Here is a 26028-nt window from a genome sequence, read left to right on the forward strand (position 1 = left end):
GATTACAGAATGATTTGAGCGAGGAAGAACAGCGATGAAAAGAATTTTTGAAATTGATCCCTGGAAATTGACCAGTCATACCTTTTCAAAAGAAGACAAGCGCCTTCAGGAAAGCATGACTTCAATCGGCAACGAATACATGGGTCTGCGCGGCAACTTTGAAGAAGGCTACAGCGGCGACAGTTTGAAGGGTACCTACTACGCCGGTGTCTGGTTCCCGGACAAGACCCGGGTCGGCTGGTGGAAGAACGGTTACCCGGACTACTTCGGCAAGACCTTGAACGCCCCAAGCTTCATTGACCTGCCGGTGACCATCAACGGTCACAAGCTGGACCTGGCAACTGATGAAATCAGTGATTTCAGTCTTAGCCTGGACATGCACCAAGGCCTGCTTACCAGAAGTTTTATTTATGAAGGCAAGGACTGCCGGGTTCAATTTACTTTCACCCGCTTCCTTAGCTCCGTCATCAAGGAAGCTGCTTTGATCAAGGTCAAGGCCACTGTCCTCAGCGGTGAAGCTGACCTGCAAATTGCCAGCCGCTTGAACGGGAACGTGGTCAACGAAGACAGCAACTACGAAGAAGGCTTCTGGGATGCCTTAAGCGAAGATGCTGACGGCCGCAGCATCCAGCTGCGGACCAAGCCAAACAACTTCGGCACCCCACAATTCACGGTTCTCTTGAAGGAAGTTACCCGGGAAGACGGTCAAATCCTTTCCGGCGACGTGACTACCGCCAGCGGCGAAGTCAGCGAGCACTTCGCCAAGACTTTGGCGGCCGGCCAAAGCTGGGAACTGGAAAAGGACGTCATCGTCATCACCAGCCGGGACGTGGCTGATGAAGAACAAGCAGCCAAGGCCGATGAACTGATGGCCAAATTGACCAGCAAGACTTTTGACCAGAACCTGGCCGACCATGAAGCTGTCTGGGAAAAGCGCTGGGCAAGCTGCGACGTGACGATTGAAGGTGATCCGGCTGCTCAGCAGGGGATCCGCTTCAACATCCTCCAGCTCTTCATGACCTACTACGGCCAAGACCCACGCCTTAACATCGGGCCGAAGGGCTTTACCGGTGAAAAGTACGGCGGTGCCACTTACTGGGACACTGAAGCCTTCATCGTGCCGATGTACCTGGCCGTTGCGCCTAAGGAAGTTACCAAGTCCCTCTTGGAATACCGGCATGAACAATTGCCAGGTGCCTTCCACAACGCCCGCCAGCAAGGCCTCAAGGGTGCCCTCTTCCCAATGGTTACCTTCAACGGGATTGAATGCCACAACGAATGGGAAATCACTTTTGAAGAAATCCACCGGAACGCGGACATTCCATTCGCTATTTACCAATACACCCGTTACACGGGTGATGACTCCTACGTCAAGGACGAAGGCATGGACGTCTTGGTTTCAACTGCCCGCTTCTGGGCTGACCGGGTCCACTTCTCCAAGCGCAAGGGCCAATACATGATCCACGGGGTAACCGGCCCGAACGAATACGAAAACAACGTCAACAACAACTGGTTCACCAATACCATGGCCAAGTGGCTTCTGGGCTACACGATCGAGCGCTGGCCATTGGCAACGGAAGCAGCCAAGAAGCGCCTGCAGGTAACTGACGAGGAACTGGCCAAGTGGCAAGACATTGTCGACCGGATGTACCTGCCAGAAGACAAGGAACTGGGCATCTTCGTCCAACATGACACTTACCTGGACAAGGACCTCAGAAGCAAGGACACCATCCCGGCTGACCAACTGCCGCTGAACCAGCACTGGTCCTGGGACAAGATCCTGCGGTCCCCATTCATCAAGCAAGCCGACGTTTTGCAAGGGATCTACTTCTTGAATGACCACTACACCAAGGAAGAGAAGGAAAGAAACTACGACTTCTACGAACCGATGACGGTTCACGAAAGTTCCCTGAGTCCGTCAATTCACGCCATTCTGGCTGCTGAACTGGGCAAGCAGGACAAGGCGGTTGAATTCTATGAACGGACTGCCCGCCTGGACCTGGACAACTACAACAACGACACGGTTGACGGCTTGCACATCACTTCCATGAGCGGGAGCTGGCTGGCCATCGTGCAAGGCTTTGCCGGCATGCGCTACAACGAAGACGGCATCAGCTTTGCCCCATTCCTGCCAAAGAAGTGGTCCAGCTACAGCTTCAAGATCAACTACCGCGGCCGCATCTTGGCTTTGGCAGTTGAAAAGGACAAGGAAGTCAAGCTGACCCTTCTGTCTGGTGAAGACTTGCCAGTCAAGGTTTGGGACCAGGAAGTAACTTTGAAAGAAGGACAAAGCCAATGCTTAAAGGATTAATTTTTGACCTGGACGGGGTCATCACTGACACGGCCGTCTACCACCTCAAGGCTTGGCAAGACCTGGCCCGCGGCATCGGGATTGAACTGCCGGAAGAATTCGGCGACAAGCTGCGCGGCTTGTCCAGAATGGATTCTTTGGAAATCATCCTGGAATACGGGCACAAGGAAAACGACTACAGCCAGGAAGAAAAAGAAGCCCTGGCGGCCAAGAAGAACGAGGCTTACGTGAACGCGGTCAAGGACATGACCCGGGCCGACATCTTGCCAAAGATGGACGACCTGCTCAAGCAGGCCAAGGCTCAAGGCTTAAAGATGGGCCTGGCCTCAGCTTCCAAGAACGCTCCTTTGATTTTGAAGCAGCTGGATTTGGAAGACATGTTTGACGCCCGGGTTGACCCGGCCACCCTCAAGCACGGCAAGCCGGATCCGGAAATCTACATCCGGGCCCAGGAACTGCTTGGTTTGGAGAAGAATGAAGTAATTTCTTTCGAAGACGCGCCAGCAGGCGTAGCGGCCATCAAGGCGGCCGGCCAGTTCGCGGTCGGGATTGGCGATCCGATCGTTTTGAAAGGGGCCGACTACATCGTTGGTTCAACCAGCGCCTTGGATTTGACCGAGATTGAGAAAGTTTTTGAAGCAGGGAATTAGGTAAGGAAAAATGGTAAAAATCAACTTAAATCACATCTACAAGAAGTATCCAAACGCTGACGACTACTCAGTGTCAGACTTCGACCTGCACATTGGCGATCACGAATTTATCGTCTTTGTCGGCCCGTCTGGCTGTGGTAAGTCAACGACCTTACGGATGGTTGCCGGCTTGGAAGACATCACTGAAGGGACTTTGGAAATCGGTGGCAAGGTCATGAACGACGTGGCTCCCCGCGACCGCCACATCGCCATGGTTTTCCAGAACTACGCCCTTTATCCGCACATGACGGTTTACGACAACATGGCCTTCAGCTTGAAGCTGCGCCACTATGACAAGAATGAAATCGACAAGCGGGTCAAGAATGCCGCTGAAGTCCTGGGCCTGGCCCACCTTTTGGAACGGCGCCCAGCCGACCTGTCCGGTGGGCAAAGACAGCGGGTTGCCTTGGGTAGAGCGATCGTGCGTGACGCCCCGATCTTCCTGATGGACGAGCCTCTGTCCAACCTTGACGCCAAGCTCCGTGTCTCCATGCGGGCGGAAATCGCCAAGCTGCACCAGAACTTGAAGACGACCACCATCTACGTTACCCACGACCAGACCGAAGCCATGACCTTGGCTGACCGGATCGTTGTCATGAACGCCGGCCGGATCCAGCAGATCGGCACGCCAAAGGAAGTCTACAACAAGCCAGCCAACCAGTTCGTTGCCGGCTTCATCGGGTCACCGCAGATGAACTTCTTCAACGTGACCTACAAGGACGGCTACATTGACGATGGTCAAGGCATCAAGCTTAAGGTGCCGGAAGGCCGGGCCAAGACGCTGGACGCCAAGGGCTACAACGGCAAGCCGGTCGTAATGGGCCTGCGGCCAGAAGACATCCACATGGAAGAAGCCTTCCTGGAAACCTGGCCGGAAGCGGTCGTTTCCGCCAAGGTTGTCGTTTCCGAATTGCTGGGTGCAACCAGCCAGCTGTACATGAACGTTGACAAGACCGAATTCGTCGGCGTTGTCAACGCCCGTGACTTCCATAAGCCAGGCGACAGCGTCAAGGCGGGCTTCAACTTGAACAACGCCCACTTCTTTGACAAGGAAACGCAAGTAACGATTACCGATTAATTCCATCAAATATCGGACGCTTAAGAATAATTAATTCAGCTAATCAACTTGCAGCTCGAGCTGCAAGATGATGAAAAAATAAACAATTGTTTGTTTAGGAGGAAAAAATGAGTTTCTTTAAGAAGGCTGCTTTGAGCAGCGCGGCAGTATTGGCTGCCTTGAGTTTGTCAGCATGCTCCAAGAGCAGCAACAGCAGTTCATCAACTGCCGACAAGAAGGCATCACTTACCTTGTGGGTAGACACTGAACAAGTATCATACTACAAGGACATTGTTAAGGACTTCCACAAGAAGTATCCAAACATTACTGTTAAGGTTACCCAAAGTCCTAACGGTTCAGCTAACGCCAAGACTGACGTTGGCAAGGACGCTTCCAAAGCAGCCGACGTCTTTGAAGTTCCAAACGACCAATTAGGCCAAATGGCAAACGCAGGTTACATCAACCCGCTGTCACCAAGTGACACTGCCAACATCAAGAAGAACTATGTCACCCAGGCATACAAGGGCGTTACCTGGAAGGGCAAGGTTTACGCTTACCCATACGCTCAACAAGCCGACACGATCTACTACAACAAGTCCAAGCTGTCAGCCAGCGATGTTAAGGACTGGGACACTTTGACTTCCAAGGGCGTTCTGGCAACTGACTTCACCAACGCTTACACCATGTGGCCAATCTTCTTCTCAGCTGGCACTACCCTGTACGGGGAAAACGGTGAAAGCTTGAAGGGGTCAACCTTCAACAGCCAAAACGGTGTCAACGCTTTGACCTGGATTGCCAAGCAAAAGAGCAACAAGGGTGTAATGCAGACTTCAAACGCTTTGAACCAGCTGAAGAAGGGCAATGCTGACGCCATCATGGACGGTCCATGGAACGCTGCCAACATCAAGAAGATCTTGGGCAAGAACTTTGCTGTTGCCAAGTACCCAACTGTAACTGTTGGCGGCAAGAAGAAGCAATTGGAAGCCTTCTTGGGTATCGAAGGGTTCGCGGTTAACTCCCACACTTCAAATGCCAAGGCCGCTTCACAACTGGCTGCTTACATCACCAACAAGAAGTCACAATTGATCGCCCACGAAAAGGCTGGTCAAATCCCAGTTTTGAAGAGCGCTGTTAACTCAAGTGCCGTACAAAACGACCCAGTTGCCAAGTCAGTTATCGAAATGGCGCAACCAGGCAACTCAGTTCTGCAGCCAAAGCTGCCACAAATGGCAACCTTCTGGGACGGTGCAGCTCCTCTGATCAGCGGTACTTACGACGGCAAGATCAAGGCCAGCCAATACAAGGCTCAACTTGCCAAGTTCTCAAAGAAGATTTCTCAAAAGTAATTTAATTAAGCAGCAACAACTTTAATTAAGCTTGAGAAGGAGAGTAATGAAAAATGTTTAAAAGAAAAGGACATGTTCCTCCGGCAGCCAGCTACAAAGAAGTCTGGTCCAAGGGGGACGCGGCTGACAAGCTGTCCTTCTTCTTCATGGGCGCCAGCGCCCTGAAGAATAAGCAGTGGGCCAAGGGCCTCAGCCTGCTGATCAGTGAAATTGTTTTCCTGGTCTGGTTCATCTTTAGCGGGGCCAGTGCCCTCAGCATGCTGAGCAACCTTGGGGAAAACAAGACCAAGAGAGTCGTCTTTGACCAAGCTCAAGGCGTTTACGTGACTAAACAGCCAGATAATTCAGTCCTGATCCTCCTCTTCGGGATTATGGCTCTCTTCTTGGTCATCGGTTTCATCTGCCTCTACATTACCAACTTGCGCTCAACCCGGGCCAACTACATCAAGAAGCGTGATGGCAAGCACATTGCCACCAACAAGGAAGAACTGGCCAGCCTGCTGGACTCCCGCCTGCACGCGACCTTAATGTTCGTACCTTTGCTGGGGATTATCCTCTTCACTGTTTTGCCAACTGTCTTCATGATTTCCATGGCCTTTACCAACTACGACCGCCAACACCCGATCGGCTTCTCCTGGACTGGTTTCCAAGCCTTCGGCAATGTTTTGAGCGGGGACCTGGCCGGGACCTTCTTCCCTGTCCTGGGCTGGACCTTGATCTGGGCCGTAGCTGCCACGGCAACCACTTTCTTAGGTGGGGTGCTCCTGGCCCTCTTGATTGAATCCAAGGGGATCAAGCACCGGAAAGTATGGCGGACGATCTTCATCATTGCTTACGCTGTACCGCAATTCGTTTCCTTGCTGTTGATCGCGCAATTCCTGGACGCGCAGGGGCCTTTGAACACCCTGCTGCAGAACTGGGGCTGGATTTCAGGACCGATTCACTTCATCGACAATGAAGCTGCCCCTTGGGTAGCCCGGCTGACGGTCATCATCGTCAACATGTGGATTGGTATTCCGGTTTCAATGCTGGTTTCCATGGCAATTATCCAAAACCTGCCACAAGACCAGATTGAAGCAGCGAGAATCGACGGGGCTAACTCCTTCCAGATTTTCCACAACATTACCTTCCCGCAGATCCTCTTTGTCATGGGTCCGTCCTTGATTCAGCAGTTCATCGGCAACATCAACAACTTCAACGTTATCTTCCTGTTGACTGGTGGTAAGCCAATGAACAACAACTACAACGGTGCCGGCTCAACCGACCTTCTGGTCAACTGGCTCTACAACTTGACCTTCGGTCAGCAGCAGCGCTACAACGCCTCAGCCGTTCTGGGCATCTTGATCTTCATCTTGAGTGCGACGATTTCCTTGATCGCTTACCGTCACACCACCGCGTTTAAGGAGGGATAAAATTGAAGTCTTACTCTAACCAGAGAAAAGTATCCCTTTTCTTCAGATATTTATTGCTGACGATTTTGGCAATCTTATGGCTGATCCCCATTCTTTGGATCGTTTTGGCCAGCTTCTCATACAATGACACTGGCTTTATCTCAACCTTCTTCCCTGAAAAATGGACTTTGCAGAACTACATCGGGATCTTTACCAACTCCCAGTTCCCGTACCTGCACTGGATTATCAACACTTTGATCGTAGCGATTATTTCCGCTACTCTGTCAACCTTTATCCAAATCTCAGTTGCTTACGTTCTGTCCCGCTTACGCTTTAAATTCCGCAAGCCATTCCTGCAGATTGCCCTGGTTTTGGGCATGTTCCCTGGCTTCATGTCCATGATCGCCCTTTACTACATCTTGAAGGGGCTGAACATGCTGAACCTGGGCGGCTTGATCATGGTTTACGTCGGTGGTGCCGGCCTTGGCTTCTACGTTGCCAAGGGTTTCTTCGACACTATCCCGCGGTCACTGGATGAAGCAGCTGAACTGGATGGTGCAACCAAATGGCAGGTCTTCACTAAGATCGGCCTGCCGCTCTCCAAGCCAATGATCGTCTACACAGCTTTAACGACTTTCATGGCACCATGGGTAGACTTCATCTTCTCCGGGATCATCCTCTCTACTTCAGGTGACCCAAAGACCTACACGATCGCGTACGGTCTGTACAACATGCTTTCTTCTTCAAAGGGGAGCGCGACGACCTACTTCGCCCAATTCGTGGCTGGCTGTGTCATCATTGCTATCCCAATCACGATCCTCTTCATCATCATGCAGAAGTTCTACGTCAGTGGGATTACTGCAGGTGCTGACAAGGGTTAACACACAAATCCAAACAACATTTCATTCAATCCTTGCCTTCTCAGCGAAAAGAATCTGAGAATATCTCGGATTCGATTAAAGAAAAACAGTGGAAGCTTCATAGCGAAGCTTTCCACTGTTTTTTTGTCTAAAATTGTCTAAAAACTACTGCTTATTTAAGGGGCCGGTAGAAGTCGATGCCGCTGGCGGCAGCGTAATCGCCGGTCGTTTCCAGGATGCTGAGGCGGACAGCCTTGGCGCTGACCCCTCTGAGACCGATGACCTTGTTCTTGCAGTCACTGTTGAACTGGTAGTCAGATCCGTAGCTGGTGAAGTTTTCACCGTCGGTGGAGATTTCAACCCGCATCTTCAAAGGCCGGCCATCCCGGCTGCTGGCTCTTGGCAGGTAGATCAGCTTGTTTAATTCCGTTTGGTCCGGGAAGCTGAAGGTCAAAGTCAGTGGCTGGTCCTCACTTGGCTTGCCCACGCTTTGCCAGTCGGTTGCCAGTCGCCGGTCCAGGAGGTTTTTCAGCTGGTGGCCACGTTCACTTTCTTGGCTGGAAGTGACTTTGACATTGGAAATGATAAAGTCCCGCGGGTCCCGCTTGGTCTTGACCTGCAAGAGGTCGGACCATTCGGATACCTTGTAGCCAGCTTCATAGCGGAGGCGCAGCCGGTAGCCAGTGTTGGCGGCCAGGTCGGTGAAGGTGAAGATGTTCCCGCTGATCCCGGTGTAGAGCAGGCCGTTCAATTCGATCTGGACACTAGGCGTCCGCTGGGCCCACTTGACCGTCAAAGAGTGAGCGCTGATTTTATCTCGGTCGACTTCGACCTTGCCCGGCAGGGGCAGGGCGGCGTCGGTGATCTGGTGAACCAGTTGCTCATTGGCGAAGCGGAAGTTGTTGACCAGGATTTCCAGCTTTTCCTGCTTGATGTCCCGCTCCTGCAACTTGATGATCAAAGCTGGGCGAGGGGTTGAACCCAAGTCCTTGAAGCCTTCCGGCCAGCAGAACTTGTTGTCGTAGTAGAAGCCTTCCTTGGCTCTTTGCAGGGTTTCCGGCGTGCCGTATTCGGTCAAGGTGATGACTTCATTGTCGCCGGCCCGGAGCTGGATTTCATCTGGGTGCTGGTCACAGTATATATAAAGGAAGGTTTTCTCTTTAATGGCCATGTTCGGGTAGTAGCCGGTGGTTGGTTCGATGATCACGCGCAGCTTGCTGTCGGCCACATGGGTGCGGATGACGGTTTGAGCGCTGTTGTGCTTGTAGTCGCTTTGGTCGTTGTCGCTGTAAGTGCTGATGGAGGCGTCGCCTTGCGGGTAGAAAACGAAGCGCCGGTTGCCCAGGTCAAAGATGCTGCCGCCTCTGACGAAGACGGGCAATTGCCAAAGAGGGTACTTGCGCCGGTTGTAGACCCGGCCGCCCATCAAACGGTCGCCGGTAAAGAGGTCGATCCAGACAGTCTGCTTGTCGGGCAGGTAGATCCGGTCGCGGACGCTCATGCCTTGATTGTCAGACTTGCCGTTGACGATTGGCGCGACAAGCAATTGGTCGCCCAGCATGAATTCATCGGCAAAGTCCCGGCCGTAGCCAACCTGTTCATGCGGAAAGGCCATCAAGAGCGGCCGGACCAGGGGCAGGCCGTCTTGGGCCTGGCGGCTGAGGGCATAAAGGTAAGGCTTTAGCTGCTCGCGCAAGCCAAGGTAGGCCTTCATGATCCGGGAGACCTTATTGTTGAAGGCGAAAGGGGTCTTGCTGAGGGGACTTTGGTCGTCGATGACGAAGAAAAGCGGGGTAAAGGTCTTCCATTCCAGGTCGCGGACGGCGACTTGGGCGTTTTCTTGCCCGTGCTTGCCACCAGCCGCTGCCCCAATGAAGGGCAGGCCGGACAAACCAGCACCTAATAAGGTAGAGATTTGCGTTTTGATGCTGGACCAGTCGCCGCTGACATCGCCGAAGGCCAGGGCAGCCTGGCCTTGGTAAGGAAGGAGGCTGTCGCGGACCAGGGTGAGGGGCTTGGCTTTCGGATTTTCCTTAGCCAGGTCGGAATTGACGGCAGTCAAGTCGCTGCTTGGGTCGTCGACCGCGGCAAATTCGCTGTGCCGGGCTAAAGGCTGGCCTTTTTCACTCCAGAAGCCTGGATGGCAGTTGCGATTTTGGGCATAGCTGGCAAAGGCGGCAAAGTCATCAGGCTTGGCCGCGGTTTGGCTTTCATAGTTGGGGATGATCCAGGATAATGGGAAGCCCCAGCGCTGGTAGCGGTCCAGCATGGCCCGGGCGGAGAACTGGTAGTCCTTTTCCCCGTTCAGGCTAGGCAGGCGAGCGCCGGTTTCAGCCTTTCTTGAGTAGTAGCGGTTGTCTTCAAAGCGGACTGCTTCATGGCCCTTGCCGTCAGCTTCTTGCCAGGAGCCATCAAGGAAGTTGCCCAGGTGGCCGAAGGAGAGGGCGTAGCTGGGCAGCATGAAGGGTTTGCCCGTCAAATAATAGAAGCTGGACAGCAATTCTTGCGGAGAGTTTCCTATTATATAGTAGCTGTCAAAGACCGGGGTCCGGTGGCTGAGGATGGTGAGCTGGGAATTTTGCCGGCCGAAGTCGTAGTGGCCAGTCGCGGTCGTGTTGCGCAGTTCGGCAAAGCCAGCGTTGGTCCAGAAGAAAGGCACGGCAGCCAGAACGCCGTCAGCCCCGGTGATGCCATCGGTCTTGATGGTGATTTTTTCGCCCTTGTGGCTGAAGTGGCCGTTTTGAACTCCGCCGCCGTAGTAGTATTCGTTTTGCCCTTGTTTCAGAATTTCGATGCTGTGCTTGCCGCTCAGTTCGAGGGCAGAAGCTTGGACCATCCGTGGCCGGTGGACGGATTCGTCAAAGATGCTGAAGGTGCCGGTTTTCTGCTGGAAAATCAACTTGCAGCTGCCAGCGGTGATGATGAACATGTCGCTGGTCGCGTGGGCCGTGGCCCGGGCGAAACATTGCGGGTCGGGCTCGATGCCTTTGACCAGCATGTCATCTGTTTCGGCAAATTCTTGACTTGGATCCAGCCAGTAGCGGAAGATGCCGCTTGCGATCAAGTAGACGCGGGCGATCTCGCCGGTCGCGTAATGAAGCTCATAGTAATTTTCACGCTTATTGACGCCAACCAGTCTTCCTAATTGATGTCTTGAATTTTGCAGGTCTGCAGTCATAATCTTTTTCCTTTATGTCATGAAATATCTAATCTAATTATAGCCAAAAAGCCGATAAATTGGAAAAAATAGCCTATACCAGTTTGGGTTGCCAGGATGGGTTGCCGGATAAGCTGCAGACATATTTTATTCATAAAAAAGGAAGTACCTGTCTAACAATATTTAGCAAAAAGCTGAAAATACTTAGCGCTTGTTAAGCATAATATATAACAAAAAACTCTTTTTCACATTGACGCAAAAAAACAAATAATGATATAATCAAAAAGAAAAAATAGGTTATTTTTTATAAAACAAGGAGGAAAATGTAATGAAAAAAGCAAAATTATTGACGGCAGGGTTAATTGCAATGTCACTATTATCAGTAACTGGGTTAGTTGGTGCTGCAACATGGACCGCTGGAACAACTGGAGTACCCGGCTGGGGGCAATGGGGTGTAACTCAAAAGTCAAATTTGAAGACAACTAATAGCCAGTACGCGTCATTTAATGGTGATGCTATGCCAAATTCTTTTGGCTATAAAGTTAAATTAGTGAATAATGTTGGTGAAACACGATCAGCGGAAACTAATTTGCAAAAAAATAAAACAACTAGAGGGGGCAATAACACTGGCGTGAAAAATAAGCATTATCGTGCGGCAGTGAGATCTTCTAATTTCGAACCCAACTACAGCAATGTAAGACTGCACTTTAGTGCGGATAAAAAGTAGGTGAAAGGGATGAACTTAGTAAAGAATCGCTATGTTTTCGGTGGATTAGCCTTATTGACACTGGTTGATGCACAGAACCAGCTTGGCGCTATTGAGGCAAATAAGATGCTTAAGCCTAGTTCGAATTTGGCTTGGCAACTGTTTTATAACTCGCAGCTCGCGGGTGGATATGAGTCGATAATTCACTTTGTATTATTTTTGGCCTTATTCCCAGCAATCGTCAGCTGGATGCTAATCTATCAAAAGAACAGCAACTTGGACAGCAGCGCTTTGACCCGTGTAAATAGGAGAAACTATTGGGCCAAGCAGGGGCTGCAGCTTTTTGTGCTAGCTGCCGTGTACCGCTTATTGCTGACCGCTATGGAACTTTTGCTTGTATCAGTCAAGTTCGGATATCTGGATTTTTCTCTTACTTTTAAGCAATCAGAAACTTCTTTTACGCTTTTTAACCAAAATGCAAGCTTACAATTTTTGATTTATACTGTTATTTCAGCACTGGGCTGGGGAATTTGGGCTTTATTGACTTATAGTACTTGTCTCTTTGTCAAACGGACGATTTTGGTGATTCCTGTAGCCTTGCTGGTCAGTTTTGCTGGTTCAGTTCTTCCAATAGTCATTGCTCAAACGAATATTCCGGTTCTCTATGATTTTGCATACGCGCTGCTTTTTGGCAATATACAGGCTCCAGGTGTCATGACTGTTAATGGAAAACTAATGGGAGTTACAATTGTATATCCGCTTGTCAGCCTGATTTTTTATGCTGGCCTTTCTGTTTTGTTTGCGCGTCTTTATATGCATAGAGCAGGGCAAGGACTGCTGGATTAATGAAGCTGATTTTTTGGAATCCGAAAGCCAAGACTGTCTGGGGGATGATGCTCTTTTTAGCGCTTATTGCTCCTGTCATCTCACCGATAAAAAATCTGTTTGGAATTGGTTTGGCGGGCTTTTACACCTACTTAATCCAGCTACCGGCTTGCTTGATCATTTTGGGCTATGACTTGGCTCTTAGAAAGAGCCGGGAGCTAGTCGAATTACGTCAGTCGCTTGCTAAGGTTTATGTAAAAATTCTTCAGTTTAATCTGCTGACTGCTAGTCTCTTTTACGTAAGCCAACTTGCGATTTGTTTTTTGTTTGGAGCCCGCATTGCAGGACCAGCTGAGTTTCGGCTGACGATCATCATTCTGCTGGCTAAGTTTTTGATTCTGCTGCTGACAATGTCCTTGTATGCCTATAGCTTTACGTTGCCAAATGGCTGGCCGCTTTTAGCGGCAGCTACTTTGTTGCCACTTTTATATCACTACTTAATTGAGCTTGGGCCTCTTTATGGTGCGCTTAGAGCTATTGGCAGTTTGTAGGACGATTAAGCTGATAATTTTTGGAGGAAAGAAATGTTAGAAGTTGACCACTTGCAGATGTCTTTTCAAGGGCAGGAAGTAATCAAGGACGCGACCTTTACCCTTGAGCCAGGCGACCTGGCCCACATCACTGGGCCAAACGGTTGCGGAAAATCTACCTTATTTAAAGCAATTACCGGCATCTACCAGGCAACTGGCGGGAAGTGCACTTTGGGCAAAAAAGATGAAATTGGCGCCTTGATTGAAAACCCTGGTTTCTTGGAATTTGCTGACTTGAAGAGCAATTTGAGTTTTCTGGCCAAGCTCAAGCATGAATTTGACTATGACTACACGCAGACTTTTTGTCAAAGACTGGGCTTGGATTTAGCCAGCAAGCAGCGCATGAGCAAGTATTCAATCGGGATGCGGCAGAAGGCCGGGATCATCCAGGCCATCATGGAAAAGCAGAACGTGATTCTGCTGGATGAACCGTCAAGAGGCTTGGACGCGGATTCTTTGCTGGCTTTCGCGGACTTGGTCAATGACCTGGCTAAAGAAGGACGGAGCGTGGTGATTGCGTCCCATGATCAAGTGCCAGGAATCAACTACAACAAGCATTATGTCTTAGAGCAAGGCGCCCTGACTCAAAATGAAAATTAACAAACAATTTCTGCAATTAAGCGCGGTCGTCAGTCTGCTGGAGGTCTGGCTTTTAGAAGTCCAGGGGCCGCAGAAAGCAGCAGCGGCAGGGCAGATCAGCTATGGGATCTACCTGCTCACCCCAGTCACTATCTTGTGTGGCCTTGGCCTTTTGGCCATGCAGCTGTGGATCTTTGTTTCCTGCCAGCAAGACTTGCAGGAAGTGTGGGTCTTCATGAAGGTGCGGCGATTGTCAGCGAAAGAAGAAAACCGCGCCATCTGGCAATTGCTCAGTCCAGGTTTGGCAACAGCTTATTGGCCCAACCTCCTTATTTTATTCTTGGCCTTCAGCTGGCAGCTTTTGCTCGGATTGCTGGTGTATGTTGTGTTAACAGGCTTAGCCGCTTGGGCAGGGATGAAGCTGCAGAAGAGCTGGCTGATCATCCTGCTTTTAACTTTGATTCGGCTGGGCTTTTGCCTGTGTTTATCTTTGGGTTAGATGAAGGCAGATTTAGGGGTAGAATTGTTGGAAAATAAACTAGATGATATTCTGGCGAAAGATGACGAAGAGAATGAAGGCAAATGGTATTACCTTGATTTCTTTCCTGTAACCTTTCAAGCTGGAAATGATAAATTTGATGAGTTTGAGTCATTTATTCAAGAAAAGTACTATAAATCTTTTTCTAAAAAGCTTTCTTTCATTATTTTGGGCCTGGTCAGCTATTATGACGCGGAAATCTATTTGTATGATTGTAGATTACGGTGATGACTGGCTGAACTCCTTGCGCCATCAAGATCTTCTAAGCCGATTAGAATACCCGGACTTGAGCAAGCTCATCAAGCGTTTTTGCGTGAACGAAACACTTGGTTTAAAAATTGCCTTGCAGGATCATGACAAATTGGCATTGATGCTCTTTGAAGGCGGCTTGCGGCTAAGTTTTTACAATTTGACGGATGAGCAGAAGAAAGTTGCTGGAGACCTGGTCCGGTCGCAGGGCTTTTTCTTCAAAAAATCCAATAGCTGATCTTTAACTGCCTAAGACAGGCAGTTTTATTTTTGCTCATTTTTTAGCAAAGCATTGACTAAAAGGCTTACAGAGTTAAGAATAATAGAAGAAAAAGATTGTTTTACTAAGGAGAAAAAATGCGCTATTACATTCATGCTGATCAGTTTTACCTGCCAAATGGCCGGGAAAAAGGTGGCTATTTAGAGATTGTTGATGGTAAATTCGGGGCCTACCTGCCAGAAGGCAGCCAAGTGCCGGACGCGGTGGACTACACTGGCTTCAGCGTGGCACCGGGCTATGTCGATACTCACATCCACGGCTCTGTTAAAGAAGACGTGATGAAGAGCGACTGGGAGGGGATCAACCGTCTGTCTGAAGCCTTGCTGAGTGCCGGGGTAACCAGCTGGCTGCCAACGACAGTGACCGCGTCCAGTGAGCAATTGGCTGAAGTCTGCCGGATGCTGGCTGCTCACCAGGGAGAAGAAAGCGGAGCTAAGATTCAAGGGATTCACTTTGAAGGCCCATTTTTCACGGAAGAACACGCGGGGGCGGAAAATCAAAAATACATGATGGACCCAAGCCCGGCAGAACTGGACAAGTGGCTGGAAGCGTCAAAGGGGATGCTGAAGAAGATCTCTCTTGCGCCAGAACGTCCGGGAACGCCAGCATTCGTAAGCTATGCTGTCAGCCGGGGAGTCAAGGTGGCCTTGGGTCACTCTAGTGCCAGCTACGACCAGACTAAGGCAGCTGCTCAGGCTGGGGCAACGATTTTTACCCACACCTTTAACGGGATGCCGGACTTTTCCCACAACCGGCCAAATATCGCCAACGCGGCCATGGCCTTAGAGAACATGGATAACGAACTGATTGCGGATGGTCACCACGTCACGCCTAGCGCCATCAAGGCCCTACTGGCGGCAAAAGGCAAGGATCATATCGTTTTGATCACTGACTGCATGGAAGCCGGGATGATGCCGGATGGCGACTACATGCTGGGGGAACTGCCGGTATACGTCAAGGACGGGATGGCGCGCTTGAAGGATGGCGACAACTTGGCCGGCAGCGTCTTGCAGCTGAAGGACGGGGTAAAGAACCTGGTTGACTGGGGGCTGGCCGGCAAGGAAGAGGCTGTTTTGATGGCCAGCTATAACCCGGCCCGCAGCCAAGGCCTGCTGGACAAGTGCGGGGCAATTCGTCCGGGCCTGCCTGCTGACTTTTTGATTTTGAAGGATGACATGTCCCTGGCGAAGACCTACTTGAATGGGGAAATTCGCTGGGAAGAATAATAGCGAAGCTCGCTGCTGGTCAGCGGGCTTTTTTGCTGCCATTCACCGGCGCAGATGACCATTCAACGGCATTTGCGGTTTTGGAACTTTTTTTAGGGATAGAATTACGGTGTTGAAACAAAGGAGGATGTAGCGCGATGAAAGGAATAAGTGTTTCTGCCGATCAGATTACGGCGCAAACAGGAGACAAGCTGCTTTTTCAAGATTTATCTTTTCAAGCAAATGGCGGGCAAGCAGTTGCCCTGGTTGGCCGGTCCGGCGCTGGCAAAACCACTTTGCTCAACCTGCTCGGCTTGTTAAGCCTGCCAAGCAAGGGAAAAATTCTGATCAATGGCGAGAATGCCAGCAGCTGGCCGGAAGGGAAAAGGGAGAAATTTTGGCGGGAAAAGGCGGCCTTTCTCTATCAAGATGCTGGAATCATCGATGAAGAAAGCCTGCTGTACAACGTTTCTTTGACTAAGGCGAAAAAGAGCCAGGAACAAGCCTTGCATTGCTTGAAAATGCTTGGTTTAACGCAAGCTCATGAAAAAGCAGCCGTGCTTTCTGGCGGGGAAAAGCGGCGTCTGGGTCTGGCCCGCCTTTTATACAAACAGGGTCAGGTGATTTACGCGGATGAACCGACCGCTTCTTTGGACGCGGCCAACCGCCGGCTGGTCACTGATTTGCTTTTAAAACAGGCACAGGCAGGCGCGCTCGTCTTTATCGCCACCCACGATGAAGACCTGGCGCAAAAGTGTGACGCGCGAATTTGTCTGGGAGAATGACCATGCGTAATAGAATCAACATTGCCGCTTCCAGTTTGCTCTTCGCCCTTGTCTTTCTGTATTCTCTTGGACCCGGCCGCGATGCAGTAGACCGGCTGCCTTTGATCTGCAGCCTGCTTTTATACGTCACAAGCCTGCTTTTGCCTTTGCAGCTTGGCTATCGCAAAGATACTATTCGCCTGCTGGCCGGAATCAGCAGGTTGGAAATCTGTCTGGATAATTTTACCTGTCTCTTTGTTTGGAGCCTTGATGGCAGCCTGCTTGGTATTTTGTTGTTTGGTCTGATTTTTCGTGAAAAAAGTTTTTTAGGCAATTCTGCTCTTTTACTGTTGATTGAACTGGTCTTGATTTTCTGTTCACTGCTGCTGATGAAGCTGCCGGACAAATTTCGCGTCAGCCGCGGTTCTGGAAAAAATCAAGGAAAAATCGCCCTGCGTTGCCTGCAAGTATCAGCCTTGCTGCTGTTAGCCTGGTCCCTGCCGCAAGCGGCCTTACTGGCCAAGAGTGCCTATGAAAATTACCAGTCAAAGGAAAAATGGCAGCAAGTTCCAGCAGCCGTCAGTTTTGATGATGATGGCCGCTTGGACCAAAGAGATCATTACCCGGCTGAACTCGCGCTCATCAAAGATGAAGAGCGGCAAGGCAACGCGGTTTTGTCCCTAATCATGGATGACCAAATGCAAACGTCAAAAGCTGAATTAGGGGGATATGACCACATCGTTTTTGTCAATGACCAGGCTTTAAAGCTGGCCGGTATCAGCCGCCAAGACCTAAAGGAAGTTGCCCTGGCCGACTTGCCAGCAGAAAGCCGGAATTTCTTGCGCAGAATCTTGCCACTTAATACCGCAAAGCGGCAAACCGTGCCGAAAGGGATGCACTTGTTGACCAGCCGGAAAAAGCTGGCCGCTTTAAATGAAACGCAAGATTTTCAACTTTGCCGCAATCCCTTGATCATCTACAGCAAATGGCCCAGCCAGATTTATGACATGCATGGCTTTTTATATCCAGCTTTGTCGACGGGCAATCTCTTCTTTATCCGGTCAGATAAGCTTATTCCTGCCTTAAAGCGGCGCGGCTTGACAAAAATTTACTCGCCAGAGCCTTTCCGCTTGAAGCAGCTCGCCCAAAGCAAGTTGGAGTTGGCCAAGCTCTACTTAAAGAGCTGCTTGTGGGAGTTGCTGAACAGCGCCTTGCTCTTGTTTTTGCTGGCCAGCATCTTGAACTATCAAGCTGCTGCCTGGGTTCAGCTCAACCGGACCAAGGTTTTCGCCTTGTTTACCAGTGGGCACAAGTGGAGAATAATCTTCCCGCCTGCCGCGGTGGCGGCTGCCTTAGCGCTGCTTGTTTGTTTTCTGGTCACGGCTATCTTGCTTGTCCTTTACGCTGCAAGTCCTGCTGGGCTTTTGATCTGCCAGTTTTCCTTTATCCTGCTGTATACTTTGGTATATGGAAAGCTCTTGAGCAAAAAGAGCAAAACAGAAGTTAAACGGATGATTGGCCGGAAAGGGTAGAAGAGGATGAAAGAGGAACTGGGCCTGCGGATAGCGGTTTGCGACGATGAGGAAAAAGAACGCGCGAGTTTGCGGCAGTTGCTGGTCATGGAGCTAAACGCCGCACATGTCGACTGCTACGCGAGCGGGGATGACCTGCTTGAAGCAGGGAAAAAGTACAACTTGATTTTCCTGGACATCGAAATGCCTGGCACAAGCGGAATGGAGACGGCCCGCCGCCTGCGCCGTGATAAGCGCGGCGATTTGCTGGTCTTTTTAACTGCTTATGACCGCTATATGCCTTCCGCCTTCGAAGTGAAGGCCTTCCGCTACTTGCTCAAGCCCTGGAAGAAGGAGGATATTGCCTTGGTTTTGCGGGCTGCTTACCAGGAAATCCTGGCCAGGCAGCTCTTGGCAGTTCCTTTGCCGGACAAGGCAATGACTGCTCTGCCCTTAAATGAAATCCGCCTGCTGGAAAGTTTGGGAGACCAGAGCTGCATCTATATGGCTGACAAAAAAGTAATCAGCCCAGAACCCTTGAAGTATTGGGAAAAACAACTGGACAGCGCCTTGTTTGGCCGGGTGAGCAGGCAATACATCGTGGCTTACCAGCATATCAGTGATCTGAAGCATAATCAGCTCTACCTTGCCGGCCTTAAGCAGCCAATCCTGCTTCCCCGCCGCCAGGTCAAAGCTGTTGAAGCTGCCTGGCTTGACTACCTGCGCTTTTATGCCCAGCCGCTGTGATTTTGGAGCATAATATGAATTTGTCTATCGATGCCGTGACGCTTTTGAACACGGCTTTTATCCTGCTGCAGTTCAGCAAGCTTTATCTGGCTTTTGCCTATCTCTTTGCCGAGAAAATCAGGCCGGCCTGGTTGCTGGGGATTTACTTTTTTGGTTTGGTGGCCTACTGCCTGGCCGGTCCCCAGCTGGGACTTTTGAATGAAGCTTTGATCTATGCCCTGCTTGCTTTGGGACGGACTTTGCTGGGGCCATTAAAGGAAAAAGACCTCAGCCAGCTGGGCAGCTATGCGGTTTTAAGCCTGCTGGATCTGAGTCTAAAGCAGCTGCTCCGCCGTCAAGAAGTTGGCGCGGCTGATCTTATTTTTGAAGCTGCCATAGCTTTGACTTTCGTTTACCTGTTTTTGGCGCCTAAGGTCAAAAATGTTTTTGCCAGCTGGCCGGACAAGGCCAAGTGGCTGTTTGTTTTCCTGGAAATTCTGGCTTTGGGCGCGGCGAGTCTGACAGCAGGTCGTTTTCAAGCCTATCTTCGCCTGCAAAAGCAGCTGCCAGTGCTAGAGGCCTGCTTGGCTGGAGCTGCCGTCTGGCTGGACATGGCTCTTTTACAAGGACAGTTTAGGGTTTGGAAATTAAAAGGCGAGATGAGTGAACAAGAGCAGCTGCTCCAAGCTGAGGAAAACTATTATGAATCGCTTTTGGCCCGGGAGAAAGAAACCAAGAAGTTCCGCCACGATGCCCGCCAGCACTTGGTCAGCCTGCAGGGCCTGGCTCATGCCGGCCAGTATCAGGAACTGACTGCCTATATTGACGACTTGGTTGGTAGCAGCCAGATGACCCGGCAATTGATCGATACTGGTAACAGCGGAATCAATGCCGTGATTGGTGACCTGGCCGCCCGGTATCCGCAGGTTGAAATCAGCTGGACTGGGGTGATTCCCGGCAACTTAGCCTTGCGGCAGCTGGATCTGTGCATTATTGCCGGCAATCTTTTGAAAAATGCCTGCCAGGCAGCCTCACTGGCGGCAGACCACCAGGTTAAGGCAGTGCTGAAATTTTCCGGGAAAACCATGCTTTTGACCGTAGCCAATCAAACGGATAAGGGGGTCAAGGTCGGGCCAGAAGGGGATAGTGTTGCGGCAAACGGACGGACGGGGATTGGCTTAGGCAAGGTCAAATCCTTTTTGGAGCCTTACCACGGCCGCCTGCGGTTAACTTTTAGCCCGAAAATCGCGCTCGCCAGCGGCGGGGGAGAATTTAGAGCCGAAGTCTTTGTGCCAAATGCTTTAAAAGCCCCCCGGGAGTTTTAGAAAAGAGAAAAAGCCTGTCTTCCAAGATTGCGGAAGGCAGGCTTTTTGTTAGATGTAGCTTTTTTAATATACGGCACCTTCGTAGAAGTCGAAGCGCAGCTTGTTGAAGTTGAAGTCCTTCAGCTGGCTCATCTTGATCACGTTGTCGCTGACGCCCCAACTCATGAGGTTGATCGGCTTGCCGTAGTCTTCATCTGGGATAACCAAAAGGACGTACTTGCCTTGGCTCAAGGCGTAACCCAGTTCCATGCCCAGGCCGACGTCTTCTTCGTCAGGGATGTAGACGCCCAGCATGACATCGTTGGTCTTGATCCCGTTCAAGTCGTTGTTGTAGGTGGCTGTAGCCCAAACCTTGTCGTGTAGGTATTCCGGGTGTTCGTCGACCCGGATACCCTTGTACTGGTTGTCCAGGGGAACGTAGCTGTTTTCCAGGTCAATCGTTGGGTTTTCCTTGAGGGCTTCCATGGCTTCCTTGTAGGCTTTGTTTTGGCGGTCAGTGAACCAGCCGGCACCGAAGTAGATCGTCTTTTTTGGCATATCTTGTATTCCTTTCATGTCTGTTGCGAGATATTGTGTTTCTTTTTCTAGAATAACTTTACCATTTTCCGCCCCGGCTGACTAGTCAAAAATTAAGCGCCAGTCAAGTTGGCCAGCGCTATATAGCTTATAATAAGGGTAGTTGTATTTTTAAAAAGGGGTGGAAAAAGTGACTGAAGAACTCTTAAAAGCGGAAAGCTGTTTTGTTTTGCGGGCCGAAGACCGGGCCGACATGTTTGCCCAAGTCTACAAAAAGCTGCTGGAGCAGGGGCTGGTAGCGGCCGGCTTTTTAGACCAGGTGGTGGACAGGGAAGAGGATTTTCCGACTGGCCTGGCCAGCTGCAATCTGGCCCCGGGTCTCCCCAACCTGGCTTTTCCGCATACGGAAGGCTGCTTCGTCAAGCAGCAGCGGGTCGTTCCCATTAAGCTGCTGGACCCGGTCAGCTTCAAGAGCATGGTCGATCCCAGCCGTGAATTGCCAGTTGGCTTTTGCTTCATGCTGCTGGACCAAAAGGCGGACGGCCAAGCTGAACTTTTGGCCAGAACCATGACCTTCCTCAGCCAGGCTGAACCAGAAGCCCTCAGCCGGATTTTTGCCCAGACTGATCCTGCCGGCTTGTACTCTGCCCTGTGGGATGCGGGATTTTAATTCTGACTTTGGTCTAATTGCCCATCCGTCAAATGGTAAATTTTTTGCGGTAAATTCTGCAATAGCAGAGGATCATGACTAACCAAAAGGGTAGTCGTTCCTTGCTTTTGCATTTCTTTGATCAAAGAGATAAAAAGTTGGATAGCTTTAGCATCCAAACCATTCGTTGGTTCGTCCAGAAGCAGCAGATCAGGCTTCTCCATAACAGCTTGAATAATGGCCAGTTTTTGCCGCATGCCTAAGGAAAAGGACTTTACTTTAGAGTCCTTTTTTTGATCCAAGGCGAAAATCTTCATGCTTTCAATAATTTCAGCTTCATTGATGGTATTGTTGATGGCCGCGAGGTTCTTTAGGTTCTCGAGTGCTGTCAAGTAAGGAATAAAATTTGGGGTTTCGATGATTGTGCCGCAGTTTACTGGCAACTGTTGATTAAAACGAACCGATTGCCCGGCTAGCTTGATTTCACCGCTAGTTTTGACAAAGCCTAAGATGGCGCGTAAAAGCATGGTTTTGCCAGAACCGTTGTCGCCAGTGAAAGCAACAACTTCGCCTTTTTCGACAGATAAATTGATATCGTTTAAGACCGGCTGGCCCTTAATTGTCTTGGAAACATGATTGAGAGTAAGGTATGACATATTTTTCCCTTTCGTTTGATTTACAGAAGTTCTGTTTGCAGGTTAATGTAATAAAGAACAGCAGCCAAGGTTAATATCACGATTAATTCTAAGAAGTAGGAAAAAGCAGCGATATTGGCGAGCAAAATTAAGTTTTTCTTACTTACAAGATCCAGGATAGCCAGTCCGCAGCCAATGACGACCGGCAGGGCATAGTCCCTGCCAAGCAGCAATAGACTGGTTAAGAGCAGGTTGAAAGCCAAAAGGCTCAAACTAGCTGGCGCCAAAATCCGCAAAAGCAGCATCCAAGCGGTAAAACCGAAACAGAACAGCAGGGCTAGTGAAAACAGGATATTGTAGCTAACTGTAAACAGCAGCATTTTAATTAGACTGGCTCGAAAAAGACGCCGTCGGTCAGCCTGCCTGACATAAACAAAAGGATTAAGTATCAGCAGGCTGCTCTTCATTTCCGGCAAGAGCAGCAATTCAGCCAGGGCATAGTAGCAGATCCAAGCCAGATTAGCGCTGATAACGGTCAGATCGGGCAGCTGCATTACATCAAATGGATTGCGGTTGCCGGAAAATGGATTGGCTAAATTCCAGACTAGGCAGGCAAACAAAATGCCTGCCCAAAAGAGTTGCCGCCGCTTCAGATTATGAAAATGAAGTCTCATTTGATTTCCTCCTGGCTAAGCAGACAGTCAGCTAAGAACCATAGCAGCAAAATTACGCCCCAGACCAAGCAACTAAAGTAGAACAAAATTTGTGGCTGGCCAGCAAAGGCAGTTCCGGTCAACAGGCTCAGCCAGTTTTTGGAGAAGGCTGACATGAAGAAAAGCCAGGCTGCCAGATAGCATAGGCAAGTCAGCAGGTATAAATTGCCGTGTGGCATGAGCAGCCAGATGACAAGAACTATGCTTTGCGTTAAACAAAGATTTTGCAACAGCAGCCAGATGGAAAGCAGGCTGCTAGCTAATTCGATCTTGCCGCTACTGGAAAAAACAATGGCTGCCAGGAAGGCTGACCAAATTGCACAAGCAAATGATATGAGCAACTGCCAAGTCAGCTTCCAGGTCAGCCAGCGTTTAGGACTTTTCCAGCGAACCCGGGCCAATGGGTCATTTTTTGATGGGAAAAATGCTGCTGTTAAACCGCTGAATAAAGAAATTACTGGAAAAAGCAGGTTGGCTTCCAGTAGCTGAAGGCTGGCAGCAGAGCCGGCTGGTTCGGCAAACAGGAGGGCAAGCAGGAGAAGCGAAAAGACGGCCGCGATGATCAGCAGCCGCCTTTTTTGAATGATTAAGAGCTGTTTAATCAAGAACATCGTTTCTTTCCTTTATTAGGAAACCACCCCAAACTACAGCGAGGATTAAGATGGAATAAACAATAAGTCCAAAGACCGTGAAGGGATATTCATTGCTGAATGTTGGGGTGATAATGCTGGGAATAGAGAGCGGTTCAAAACCGCTGAAGTCGCGCAGAATACTGCTGGTCAGCGTGATGGCAAAAGGAACGATGACTTCCAATCCATTGCGCAGACCAAAAGCTGAAGCAATGAGTGATAGCTGACTCAAGAGACCTGCAAAAATGAAGACGATAAGCAAGCCAAGCAGCCAGAAAACAATTGGATGAGAGTAGAACAGACCTGCGCTCCAGCCGCCAGGGTTGATTGGCGTTAGTTCATATTTTCGGGATAAGGGAGCCAGGGAGTATTGACTAAAGAAAAAGATCCCCTCACAAATGAGCGGCAAAACCGCGATTAAACCAGCAAAAATAAAAGAACTTGCTGAACAGCTGGCAAAGTATTTATTTAATGGAAATCGGCTGAGCTGCATTTCGCGAAAGTGCTGCTTTTTATCTTCAGCAATGGTGCTGCCGGCGGCTAAGGCAGCAGTTAAAGGCAGAATAACATAGTAGCTGCGGCTGCCGAGCCCGGTATAGTCAAAACCAGTTAAATGGACATAGGCACTGTTGATAAAATGCGCATTTGCAGATGAGATAGTCCGGGCCTGCAGGAAAATTATGGCAAAGCCAATGGCCAGGGCAAGCCAGCCCTGCCAGCGCTTGCTGAGCCGGATAAGCTGTTGTTTTATCATGTTGCTCCTCCTAAAAAAGCATCTGGCTTGCCAGATGCTTGGTAATTACTTTTTGTTTTCCCTTATTTTTAATACTAATGTGTATAAGTAATCTAGACTATGTGCAATAATAGCATTTCAAAAAAGGCATGTCAATCTAAATTTTATTTAGCTTATTTCTCCAGGTATATCGTCCGCAAATCCAACAGGTCAGCATTAGAGAGGCCGATCTGCTGGTGAAGGTAGGCATTGATGCTGCCGTAGTCCCGGTTGATGACGTCCAGCAGGTACTTGAAGTAGGCTGGCTGCACGGTCTGCAAATCGCGGAAGGTCGCCAGGAGGCTGTCATCAGCTCCGGCGGCCTTTTCCTTGGCCAAAAGCTGGCTGACAAAGTCCTTGATTACTTCATTAGTAAAGAGGTAGTCCTTTTCAATCGTTTTCATCGGCACGCCCAAGGCTGTCAAGATCAAGATTGCCCCGAAACCGGTCCGGTCTTTCCCGGCCGTGCAGTGGAAAAGCACGCTCTCACCGTCTTTCTCATTAGCCAGGAGAACTTCAAACAAGTGCTGGTAGGCCTTGTTGGCGTTCTTCCCGGTCGCCATGTTCTTGTAGGCCCACAGCATCCGCTGGTAGCCCCAGCCTGGATCCTGGCTTTCTCTTGCCATGTCTGAAATACTCATGGTGGAGTTGGTCAAGTCCTCATCGAAAACGGGGTCGGCAAAGTACTCAACACCTGCGATCTTCCGGTCCGGCTGCTTCTTTCTTTCAAAACTGGTTCTGAGGTCGATGTCATACTTGAGCCCGTAGCGGCGCAGGTATTCCTGGTCTTCGGCCAGCAGGTCGGCCAAGTGCCCGCTCCGGATCAGCTTGTGCATCTTGATCTTTTTGCCGGAAACGGTCTGGTAGCCGCCCAGTTCACGGAAGTTCCGGCCGCCTTTAACGGCCAGCAATTGCTGCTTTAATGAAGTCATGGTTAAATCCTTTCTTATTTATATATATCTGTCTTTTCTGTTTTCTTTCAATTGTTTTTCAATTGACTGATTTTTTCATCCCGCTTAAAAAATGCTCCCTTGCAAGTTTAAGATGTAACAATTTTGCGAAAGCGCATTACTAAACCGTGACTTATGTTAAAATATAGATAAGCGAAATACGTAGATAGTACGGGAGATGAGCACTATGACTGAAGAAAAAATCAAAATTTTGGTACCTGTCGATGGATCTGAATCCGCTGAACGTGCTTTTGACAAGGCCGTGAAGATTGCCGCCAACAACGGCTACCACGTTGATGTTTTGAACGTGATCGACACCCGGCAGTTCATGGGCGAAATGCAGGACACCTTGATCTCAGGCGACACGATCTACCAAATGACCCAAGACTCAGAGGAATACCTCAAGAGCCTTAAGCAATGGGCCCACGACAACCTGGCCTTTGACGACCTTGACTACCACATCCGTTACGGCAGCCCGAAGAGAATCATCTCTTACGACTTCGTCAAGGACCACGGCAACAACTTGATCGTGATGGGCGCCACCGGTTTGAACGCTGTTGAGCGGATGCTGATGGGGTCAGTTACCGAATACGTCAACCAGCACGCCATGGCCGATGTCTTGATCGTCAGAACTGACGTCAACAACATGCCTGCCAAGTAAGCTGGCTGATAAAAGTATAGCTTAAAAAGAGAACGTTTGGAACAATTTCCAAACGTTCTTTTATTTCTTGTTTATTTAACTAGAATTTTACTTTTGTTCGGATTTCAGCCGATTAAGTTAGTAGTTTGTGTAATTTTTCGCTATTTCATTAACTTTTTGTTTACAAAATTGGACCGGATCAATTAGTTTGGGTAAAAAAACCGAAAAAAGCTTGCTAAAACCCGAATATTTCTGGTAGAATTGTTCCAGAACACAGAAGCGAGATTCGCCTAGCTGTCGTTCCGATGAGATGCATGAGTGTGAGAGCCGCCGATAGAGGAAGCTTTTGTGTGTGCCTTCCTCTGGCTGCTTTCAGGCTCATCCCTTATGCTGCTGTTGTACTGTTTTAACTTTC

At 49.8% G+C, this 26028-nt stretch carries 27 protein-coding genes; 20 read left to right on the forward strand and 7 right to left on the reverse strand.

Annotation, left to right across the window (positions count from 1 at the left end; genetic code table 11):
- The first annotated feature begins 34 nt into the window (after nucleotides 1-34).
- From ACYVUT_RS01010 to ACYVUT_RS01035, 6 genes are all read left to right on the forward strand, one after another.
- Entirely contained in the window at nucleotides 35-2311 is a 2277-nt protein-coding gene (locus tag ACYVUT_RS01010; RefSeq protein ID WP_484499691.1) for a glycoside hydrolase family 65 protein, read from the forward strand.
- Complete coding sequence (pgmB, locus tag ACYVUT_RS01015) at nucleotides 2296-2961, forward strand: beta-phosphoglucomutase (RefSeq protein WP_439776103.1); 666 nt, start codon at nucleotides 2296-2298, stop codon at nucleotides 2959-2961. Before ACYVUT_RS01010 ends, pgmB begins: the two co-directional genes overlap by 16 nt.
- Before the next feature lie 10 nt (nucleotides 2962-2971).
- The gene (locus tag ACYVUT_RS01020) at nucleotides 2972-4078 is read left to right on the forward strand and encodes an ABC transporter ATP-binding protein (RefSeq protein WP_439776102.1); all 1107 of its coding nucleotides are present in this window, start codon (nucleotides 2972-2974) and stop codon (nucleotides 4076-4078) included.
- Nucleotides 4079-4185: 107 nt separating this feature from the next.
- A complete protein-coding gene (locus tag ACYVUT_RS01025; protein WP_439776101.1) occupies nucleotides 4186-5403 on the forward strand; it encodes an extracellular solute-binding protein in 1218 nt (405 codons plus the stop codon).
- Between the two features lie 53 nt (nucleotides 5404-5456).
- Nucleotides 5457-6815, forward strand: a complete 1359-nt coding sequence (locus ACYVUT_RS01030; protein ID WP_439776100.1) for a carbohydrate ABC transporter permease — start codon at nucleotides 5457-5459, stop codon at nucleotides 6813-6815.
- A gap of 2 nt (nucleotides 6816-6817) precedes the next feature.
- The gene (locus ACYVUT_RS01035) at nucleotides 6818-7675 is read left to right on the forward strand and encodes a sugar ABC transporter permease (RefSeq protein WP_484499692.1); all 858 of its coding nucleotides are present in this window, start codon (nucleotides 6818-6820) and stop codon (nucleotides 7673-7675) included.
- A 151-nt stretch (nucleotides 7676-7826) separates the two neighbouring features.
- Here the strand turns inward: ACYVUT_RS01035 and ACYVUT_RS01040 are convergent, their stop codons facing one another.
- Nucleotides 7827-10832, reverse strand: a complete 3006-nt coding sequence (locus tag ACYVUT_RS01040) for a TIM-barrel domain-containing protein (protein WP_484499693.1) — start codon at nucleotides 10830-10832, stop codon at nucleotides 7827-7829.
- Between the two features lie 307 nt (nucleotides 10833-11139).
- On the opposite strand from ACYVUT_RS01040, the gene ACYVUT_RS01045 reads away from it, so the two are divergent.
- From ACYVUT_RS01045 to ACYVUT_RS01100, 12 genes are all read left to right on the forward strand, one after another.
- On the forward strand, nucleotides 11140-11538 hold the full coding sequence (locus ACYVUT_RS01045; RefSeq protein ID WP_439776097.1) for a choline-binding protein: 399 nt from the start codon (nucleotides 11140-11142) through the stop codon (nucleotides 11536-11538).
- A 9-nt stretch (nucleotides 11539-11547) separates the two neighbouring features.
- Nucleotides 11548-12363 (forward strand): hypothetical protein, encoded by an 816-nt coding sequence (locus tag ACYVUT_RS01050; RefSeq protein WP_484499694.1) that lies wholly within the window; start codon nucleotides 11548-11550, stop codon nucleotides 12361-12363.
- Nucleotides 12363-12893: a hypothetical protein gene (locus ACYVUT_RS01055; protein ID WP_484499695.1), complete on the forward strand. Its 531-nt coding sequence runs from the start codon at nucleotides 12363-12365 to the stop codon at nucleotides 12891-12893. The genes ACYVUT_RS01050 and ACYVUT_RS01055 overlap by 1 nt, the downstream gene beginning before the upstream one ends.
- A 33-nt stretch (nucleotides 12894-12926) precedes the next feature.
- A complete protein-coding gene (locus ACYVUT_RS01060) occupies nucleotides 12927-13532 on the forward strand; it encodes an ATP-binding cassette domain-containing protein (protein WP_484501367.1) in 606 nt (201 codons plus the stop codon).
- Nucleotides 13522-14010: a hypothetical protein gene (locus ACYVUT_RS01065; protein ID WP_484499697.1), complete on the forward strand. Its 489-nt coding sequence runs from the start codon at nucleotides 13522-13524 to the stop codon at nucleotides 14008-14010. The genes ACYVUT_RS01060 and ACYVUT_RS01065 overlap by 11 nt, the downstream gene beginning before the upstream one ends.
- A 27-nt stretch (nucleotides 14011-14037) precedes the next feature.
- Nucleotides 14038-14277, forward strand: coding sequence for a hypothetical protein (locus tag ACYVUT_RS01070; protein ID WP_484501368.1), 240 nt, complete (start codon nucleotides 14038-14040; stop codon nucleotides 14275-14277).
- The gene (locus ACYVUT_RS01075) at nucleotides 14258-14536 is read left to right on the forward strand and encodes a hypothetical protein (protein WP_484501369.1); all 279 of its coding nucleotides are present in this window, start codon (nucleotides 14258-14260) and stop codon (nucleotides 14534-14536) included. Before ACYVUT_RS01070 ends, ACYVUT_RS01075 begins: the two co-directional genes overlap by 20 nt.
- A gap of 119 nt (nucleotides 14537-14655) precedes the next feature.
- Entirely contained in the window at nucleotides 14656-15804 is a 1149-nt protein-coding gene (nagA, locus tag ACYVUT_RS01080) for an N-acetylglucosamine-6-phosphate deacetylase (RefSeq protein WP_484499699.1), read from the forward strand.
- A gap of 137 nt (nucleotides 15805-15941) precedes the next feature.
- On the forward strand, nucleotides 15942-16568 hold the full coding sequence (locus tag ACYVUT_RS01085) for an ATP-binding cassette domain-containing protein (RefSeq protein WP_484499701.1): 627 nt from the start codon (nucleotides 15942-15944) through the stop codon (nucleotides 16566-16568).
- A 2-nt stretch (nucleotides 16569-16570) separates the two neighbouring features.
- On the forward strand, nucleotides 16571-18079 hold the full coding sequence (locus tag ACYVUT_RS01090; RefSeq protein WP_484499702.1) for a hypothetical protein: 1509 nt from the start codon (nucleotides 16571-16573) through the stop codon (nucleotides 18077-18079).
- Nucleotides 18080-18085: 6 nt separating this feature from the next.
- A complete protein-coding gene (locus ACYVUT_RS01095) occupies nucleotides 18086-18805 on the forward strand; it encodes a LytR/AlgR family response regulator transcription factor (protein ID WP_484499703.1) in 720 nt (239 codons plus the stop codon).
- A 14-nt stretch (nucleotides 18806-18819) separates the two neighbouring features.
- Nucleotides 18820-20109, forward strand: coding sequence for a GHKL domain-containing protein (locus ACYVUT_RS01100; protein ID WP_484499704.1), 1290 nt, complete (start codon nucleotides 18820-18822; stop codon nucleotides 20107-20109).
- A 63-nt stretch (nucleotides 20110-20172) separates the two neighbouring features.
- Here ACYVUT_RS01100 and ACYVUT_RS01105 read toward each other — a convergent pair whose 3' ends face one another.
- Nucleotides 20173-20646 carry a nucleoside 2-deoxyribosyltransferase gene (locus ACYVUT_RS01105; RefSeq protein ID WP_201330142.1) on the reverse strand — a complete coding sequence of 158 codons (474 nt, stop codon included), beginning with the start codon at nucleotides 20644-20646 and terminating at the stop codon, nucleotides 20173-20175.
- A 169-nt stretch (nucleotides 20647-20815) separates the two neighbouring features.
- Here ACYVUT_RS01105 and ACYVUT_RS01110 point away from each other — a divergent pair, with 169 nt between their 5' ends.
- Nucleotides 20816-21295 carry a PTS sugar transporter subunit IIA gene (locus ACYVUT_RS01110; protein WP_484499705.1) on the forward strand — a complete coding sequence of 160 codons (480 nt, stop codon included), beginning with the start codon at nucleotides 20816-20818 and terminating at the stop codon, nucleotides 21293-21295.
- Here the strand turns inward: ACYVUT_RS01110 and ACYVUT_RS01115 are convergent.
- The 5 genes from ACYVUT_RS01115 to ACYVUT_RS01135 all read right to left on the reverse strand — a co-directional run bounded on the left by ACYVUT_RS01115 (nucleotide 21292) and on the right by ACYVUT_RS01135 (nucleotide 24955).
- Nucleotides 21292-21930 carry an ABC transporter ATP-binding protein gene (locus tag ACYVUT_RS01115; RefSeq protein WP_484499707.1) on the reverse strand — a complete coding sequence of 213 codons (639 nt, stop codon included), beginning with the start codon at nucleotides 21928-21930 and terminating at the stop codon, nucleotides 21292-21294. The genes ACYVUT_RS01110 and ACYVUT_RS01115 overlap by 4 nt on opposite strands.
- Before the next feature lie 20 nt (nucleotides 21931-21950).
- The gene (locus tag ACYVUT_RS01120) at nucleotides 21951-22583 is read right to left on the reverse strand and encodes a hypothetical protein (RefSeq protein ID WP_439774970.1); all 633 of its coding nucleotides are present in this window, start codon (nucleotides 22581-22583) and stop codon (nucleotides 21951-21953) included.
- Nucleotides 22580-23233, reverse strand: coding sequence for a hypothetical protein (locus ACYVUT_RS01125; RefSeq protein WP_439774969.1), 654 nt, complete (start codon nucleotides 23231-23233; stop codon nucleotides 22580-22582). Before ACYVUT_RS01125 ends, ACYVUT_RS01120 begins: the two co-directional genes overlap by 4 nt.
- A complete protein-coding gene (locus ACYVUT_RS01130) occupies nucleotides 23220-24005 on the reverse strand; it encodes a hypothetical protein (protein WP_484499709.1) in 786 nt (261 codons plus the stop codon). Before ACYVUT_RS01130 ends, ACYVUT_RS01125 begins: the two co-directional genes overlap by 14 nt.
- A 152-nt stretch (nucleotides 24006-24157) precedes the next feature.
- Complete coding sequence (locus ACYVUT_RS01135) at nucleotides 24158-24955, reverse strand: tyrosine-protein phosphatase (protein WP_484501370.1); 798 nt, start codon at nucleotides 24953-24955, stop codon at nucleotides 24158-24160.
- A gap of 205 nt (nucleotides 24956-25160) precedes the next feature.
- On the opposite strand from ACYVUT_RS01135, the gene ACYVUT_RS01140 reads away from it, so the two are divergent.
- A complete protein-coding gene (locus ACYVUT_RS01140) occupies nucleotides 25161-25634 on the forward strand; it encodes a universal stress protein (RefSeq protein WP_439776188.1) in 474 nt (157 codons plus the stop codon).
- The last annotated feature ends 394 nt before the right edge of the window (nucleotides 25635-26028 follow it).

The organism is Lactobacillus sp. WILCCON 0059 (assembly GCF_057197985.1).

Excerpts from the sequence above, each read along its gene's own strand:
- ACYVUT_RS01105 (WP_201330142.1), bottom strand. The coding sequence starts at position 20,646 with ATGCCAAAAAAGACGATCTACTTCGGTGCCGGCTGGTTCACTGACCGC.
- ACYVUT_RS01060 (WP_484501367.1), top strand. The coding sequence starts at position 12,927 with ATGTTAGAAGTTGACCACTTGCAGATGTCTTTTCAAGGGCAGGAAGTA.
- ACYVUT_RS01010 (WP_484499691.1), top strand. The coding sequence starts at position 35 with ATGAAAAGAATTTTTGAAATTGATCCCTGGAAATTGACCAGTCATACC.
- ACYVUT_RS01120 (WP_439774970.1), bottom strand. The coding sequence starts at position 22,583 with ATGAGACTTCATTTTCATAATCTGAAGCGGCGGCAACTCTTTTGGGCA.
- ACYVUT_RS01055 (WP_484499695.1), top strand. The coding sequence starts at position 12,363 with ATGAAGCTGATTTTTTGGAATCCGAAAGCCAAGACTGTCTGGGGGATG.
- ACYVUT_RS01130 (WP_484499709.1), bottom strand. The coding sequence starts at position 24,005 with ATGATAAAACAACAGCTTATCCGGCTCAGCAAGCGCTGGCAGGGCTGG.
- ACYVUT_RS01075 (WP_484501369.1), top strand. The coding sequence starts at position 14,258 with ATGATTGTAGATTACGGTGATGACTGGCTGAACTCCTTGCGCCATCAA.
- ACYVUT_RS01020 (WP_439776102.1), top strand. The coding sequence starts at position 2,972 with ATGGTAAAAATCAACTTAAATCACATCTACAAGAAGTATCCAAACGCT.
- ACYVUT_RS01125 (WP_439774969.1), bottom strand. The coding sequence starts at position 23,233 with ATGTTCTTGATTAAACAGCTCTTAATCATTCAAAAAAGGCGGCTGCTG.
- nagA (WP_484499699.1), top strand. The coding sequence starts at position 14,656 with ATGCGCTATTACATTCATGCTGATCAGTTTTACCTGCCAAATGGCCGG.
- ACYVUT_RS01090 (WP_484499702.1), top strand. The coding sequence starts at position 16,571 with ATGCGTAATAGAATCAACATTGCCGCTTCCAGTTTGCTCTTCGCCCTT.
- ACYVUT_RS01065 (WP_484499697.1), top strand. The coding sequence starts at position 13,522 with ATGAAAATTAACAAACAATTTCTGCAATTAAGCGCGGTCGTCAGTCTG.
- ACYVUT_RS01115 (WP_484499707.1), bottom strand. The coding sequence starts at position 21,930 with ATGTCATACCTTACTCTCAATCATGTTTCCAAGACAATTAAGGGCCAG.
- ACYVUT_RS01040 (WP_484499693.1), bottom strand. The coding sequence starts at position 10,832 with ATGACTGCAGACCTGCAAAATTCAAGACATCAATTAGGAAGACTGGTT.
- ACYVUT_RS01045 (WP_439776097.1), top strand. The coding sequence starts at position 11,140 with ATGAAAAAAGCAAAATTATTGACGGCAGGGTTAATTGCAATGTCACTA.
- ACYVUT_RS01140 (WP_439776188.1), top strand. The coding sequence starts at position 25,161 with ATGACTGAAGAAAAAATCAAAATTTTGGTACCTGTCGATGGATCTGAA.
- ACYVUT_RS01025 (WP_439776101.1), top strand. The coding sequence starts at position 4,186 with ATGAGTTTCTTTAAGAAGGCTGCTTTGAGCAGCGCGGCAGTATTGGCT.
- ACYVUT_RS01095 (WP_484499703.1), top strand. The coding sequence starts at position 18,086 with ATGAAAGAGGAACTGGGCCTGCGGATAGCGGTTTGCGACGATGAGGAA.
- ACYVUT_RS01135 (WP_484501370.1), bottom strand. The coding sequence starts at position 24,955 with ATGACTTCATTAAAGCAGCAATTGCTGGCCGTTAAAGGCGGCCGGAAC.
- ACYVUT_RS01085 (WP_484499701.1), top strand. The coding sequence starts at position 15,942 with ATGAAAGGAATAAGTGTTTCTGCCGATCAGATTACGGCGCAAACAGGA.
- ACYVUT_RS01030 (WP_439776100.1), top strand. The coding sequence starts at position 5,457 with ATGTTTAAAAGAAAAGGACATGTTCCTCCGGCAGCCAGCTACAAAGAA.
- ACYVUT_RS01050 (WP_484499694.1), top strand. The coding sequence starts at position 11,548 with ATGAACTTAGTAAAGAATCGCTATGTTTTCGGTGGATTAGCCTTATTG.
- ACYVUT_RS01100 (WP_484499704.1), top strand. The coding sequence starts at position 18,820 with ATGAATTTGTCTATCGATGCCGTGACGCTTTTGAACACGGCTTTTATC.
- pgmB (WP_439776103.1), top strand. The coding sequence starts at position 2,296 with ATGCTTAAAGGATTAATTTTTGACCTGGACGGGGTCATCACTGACACG.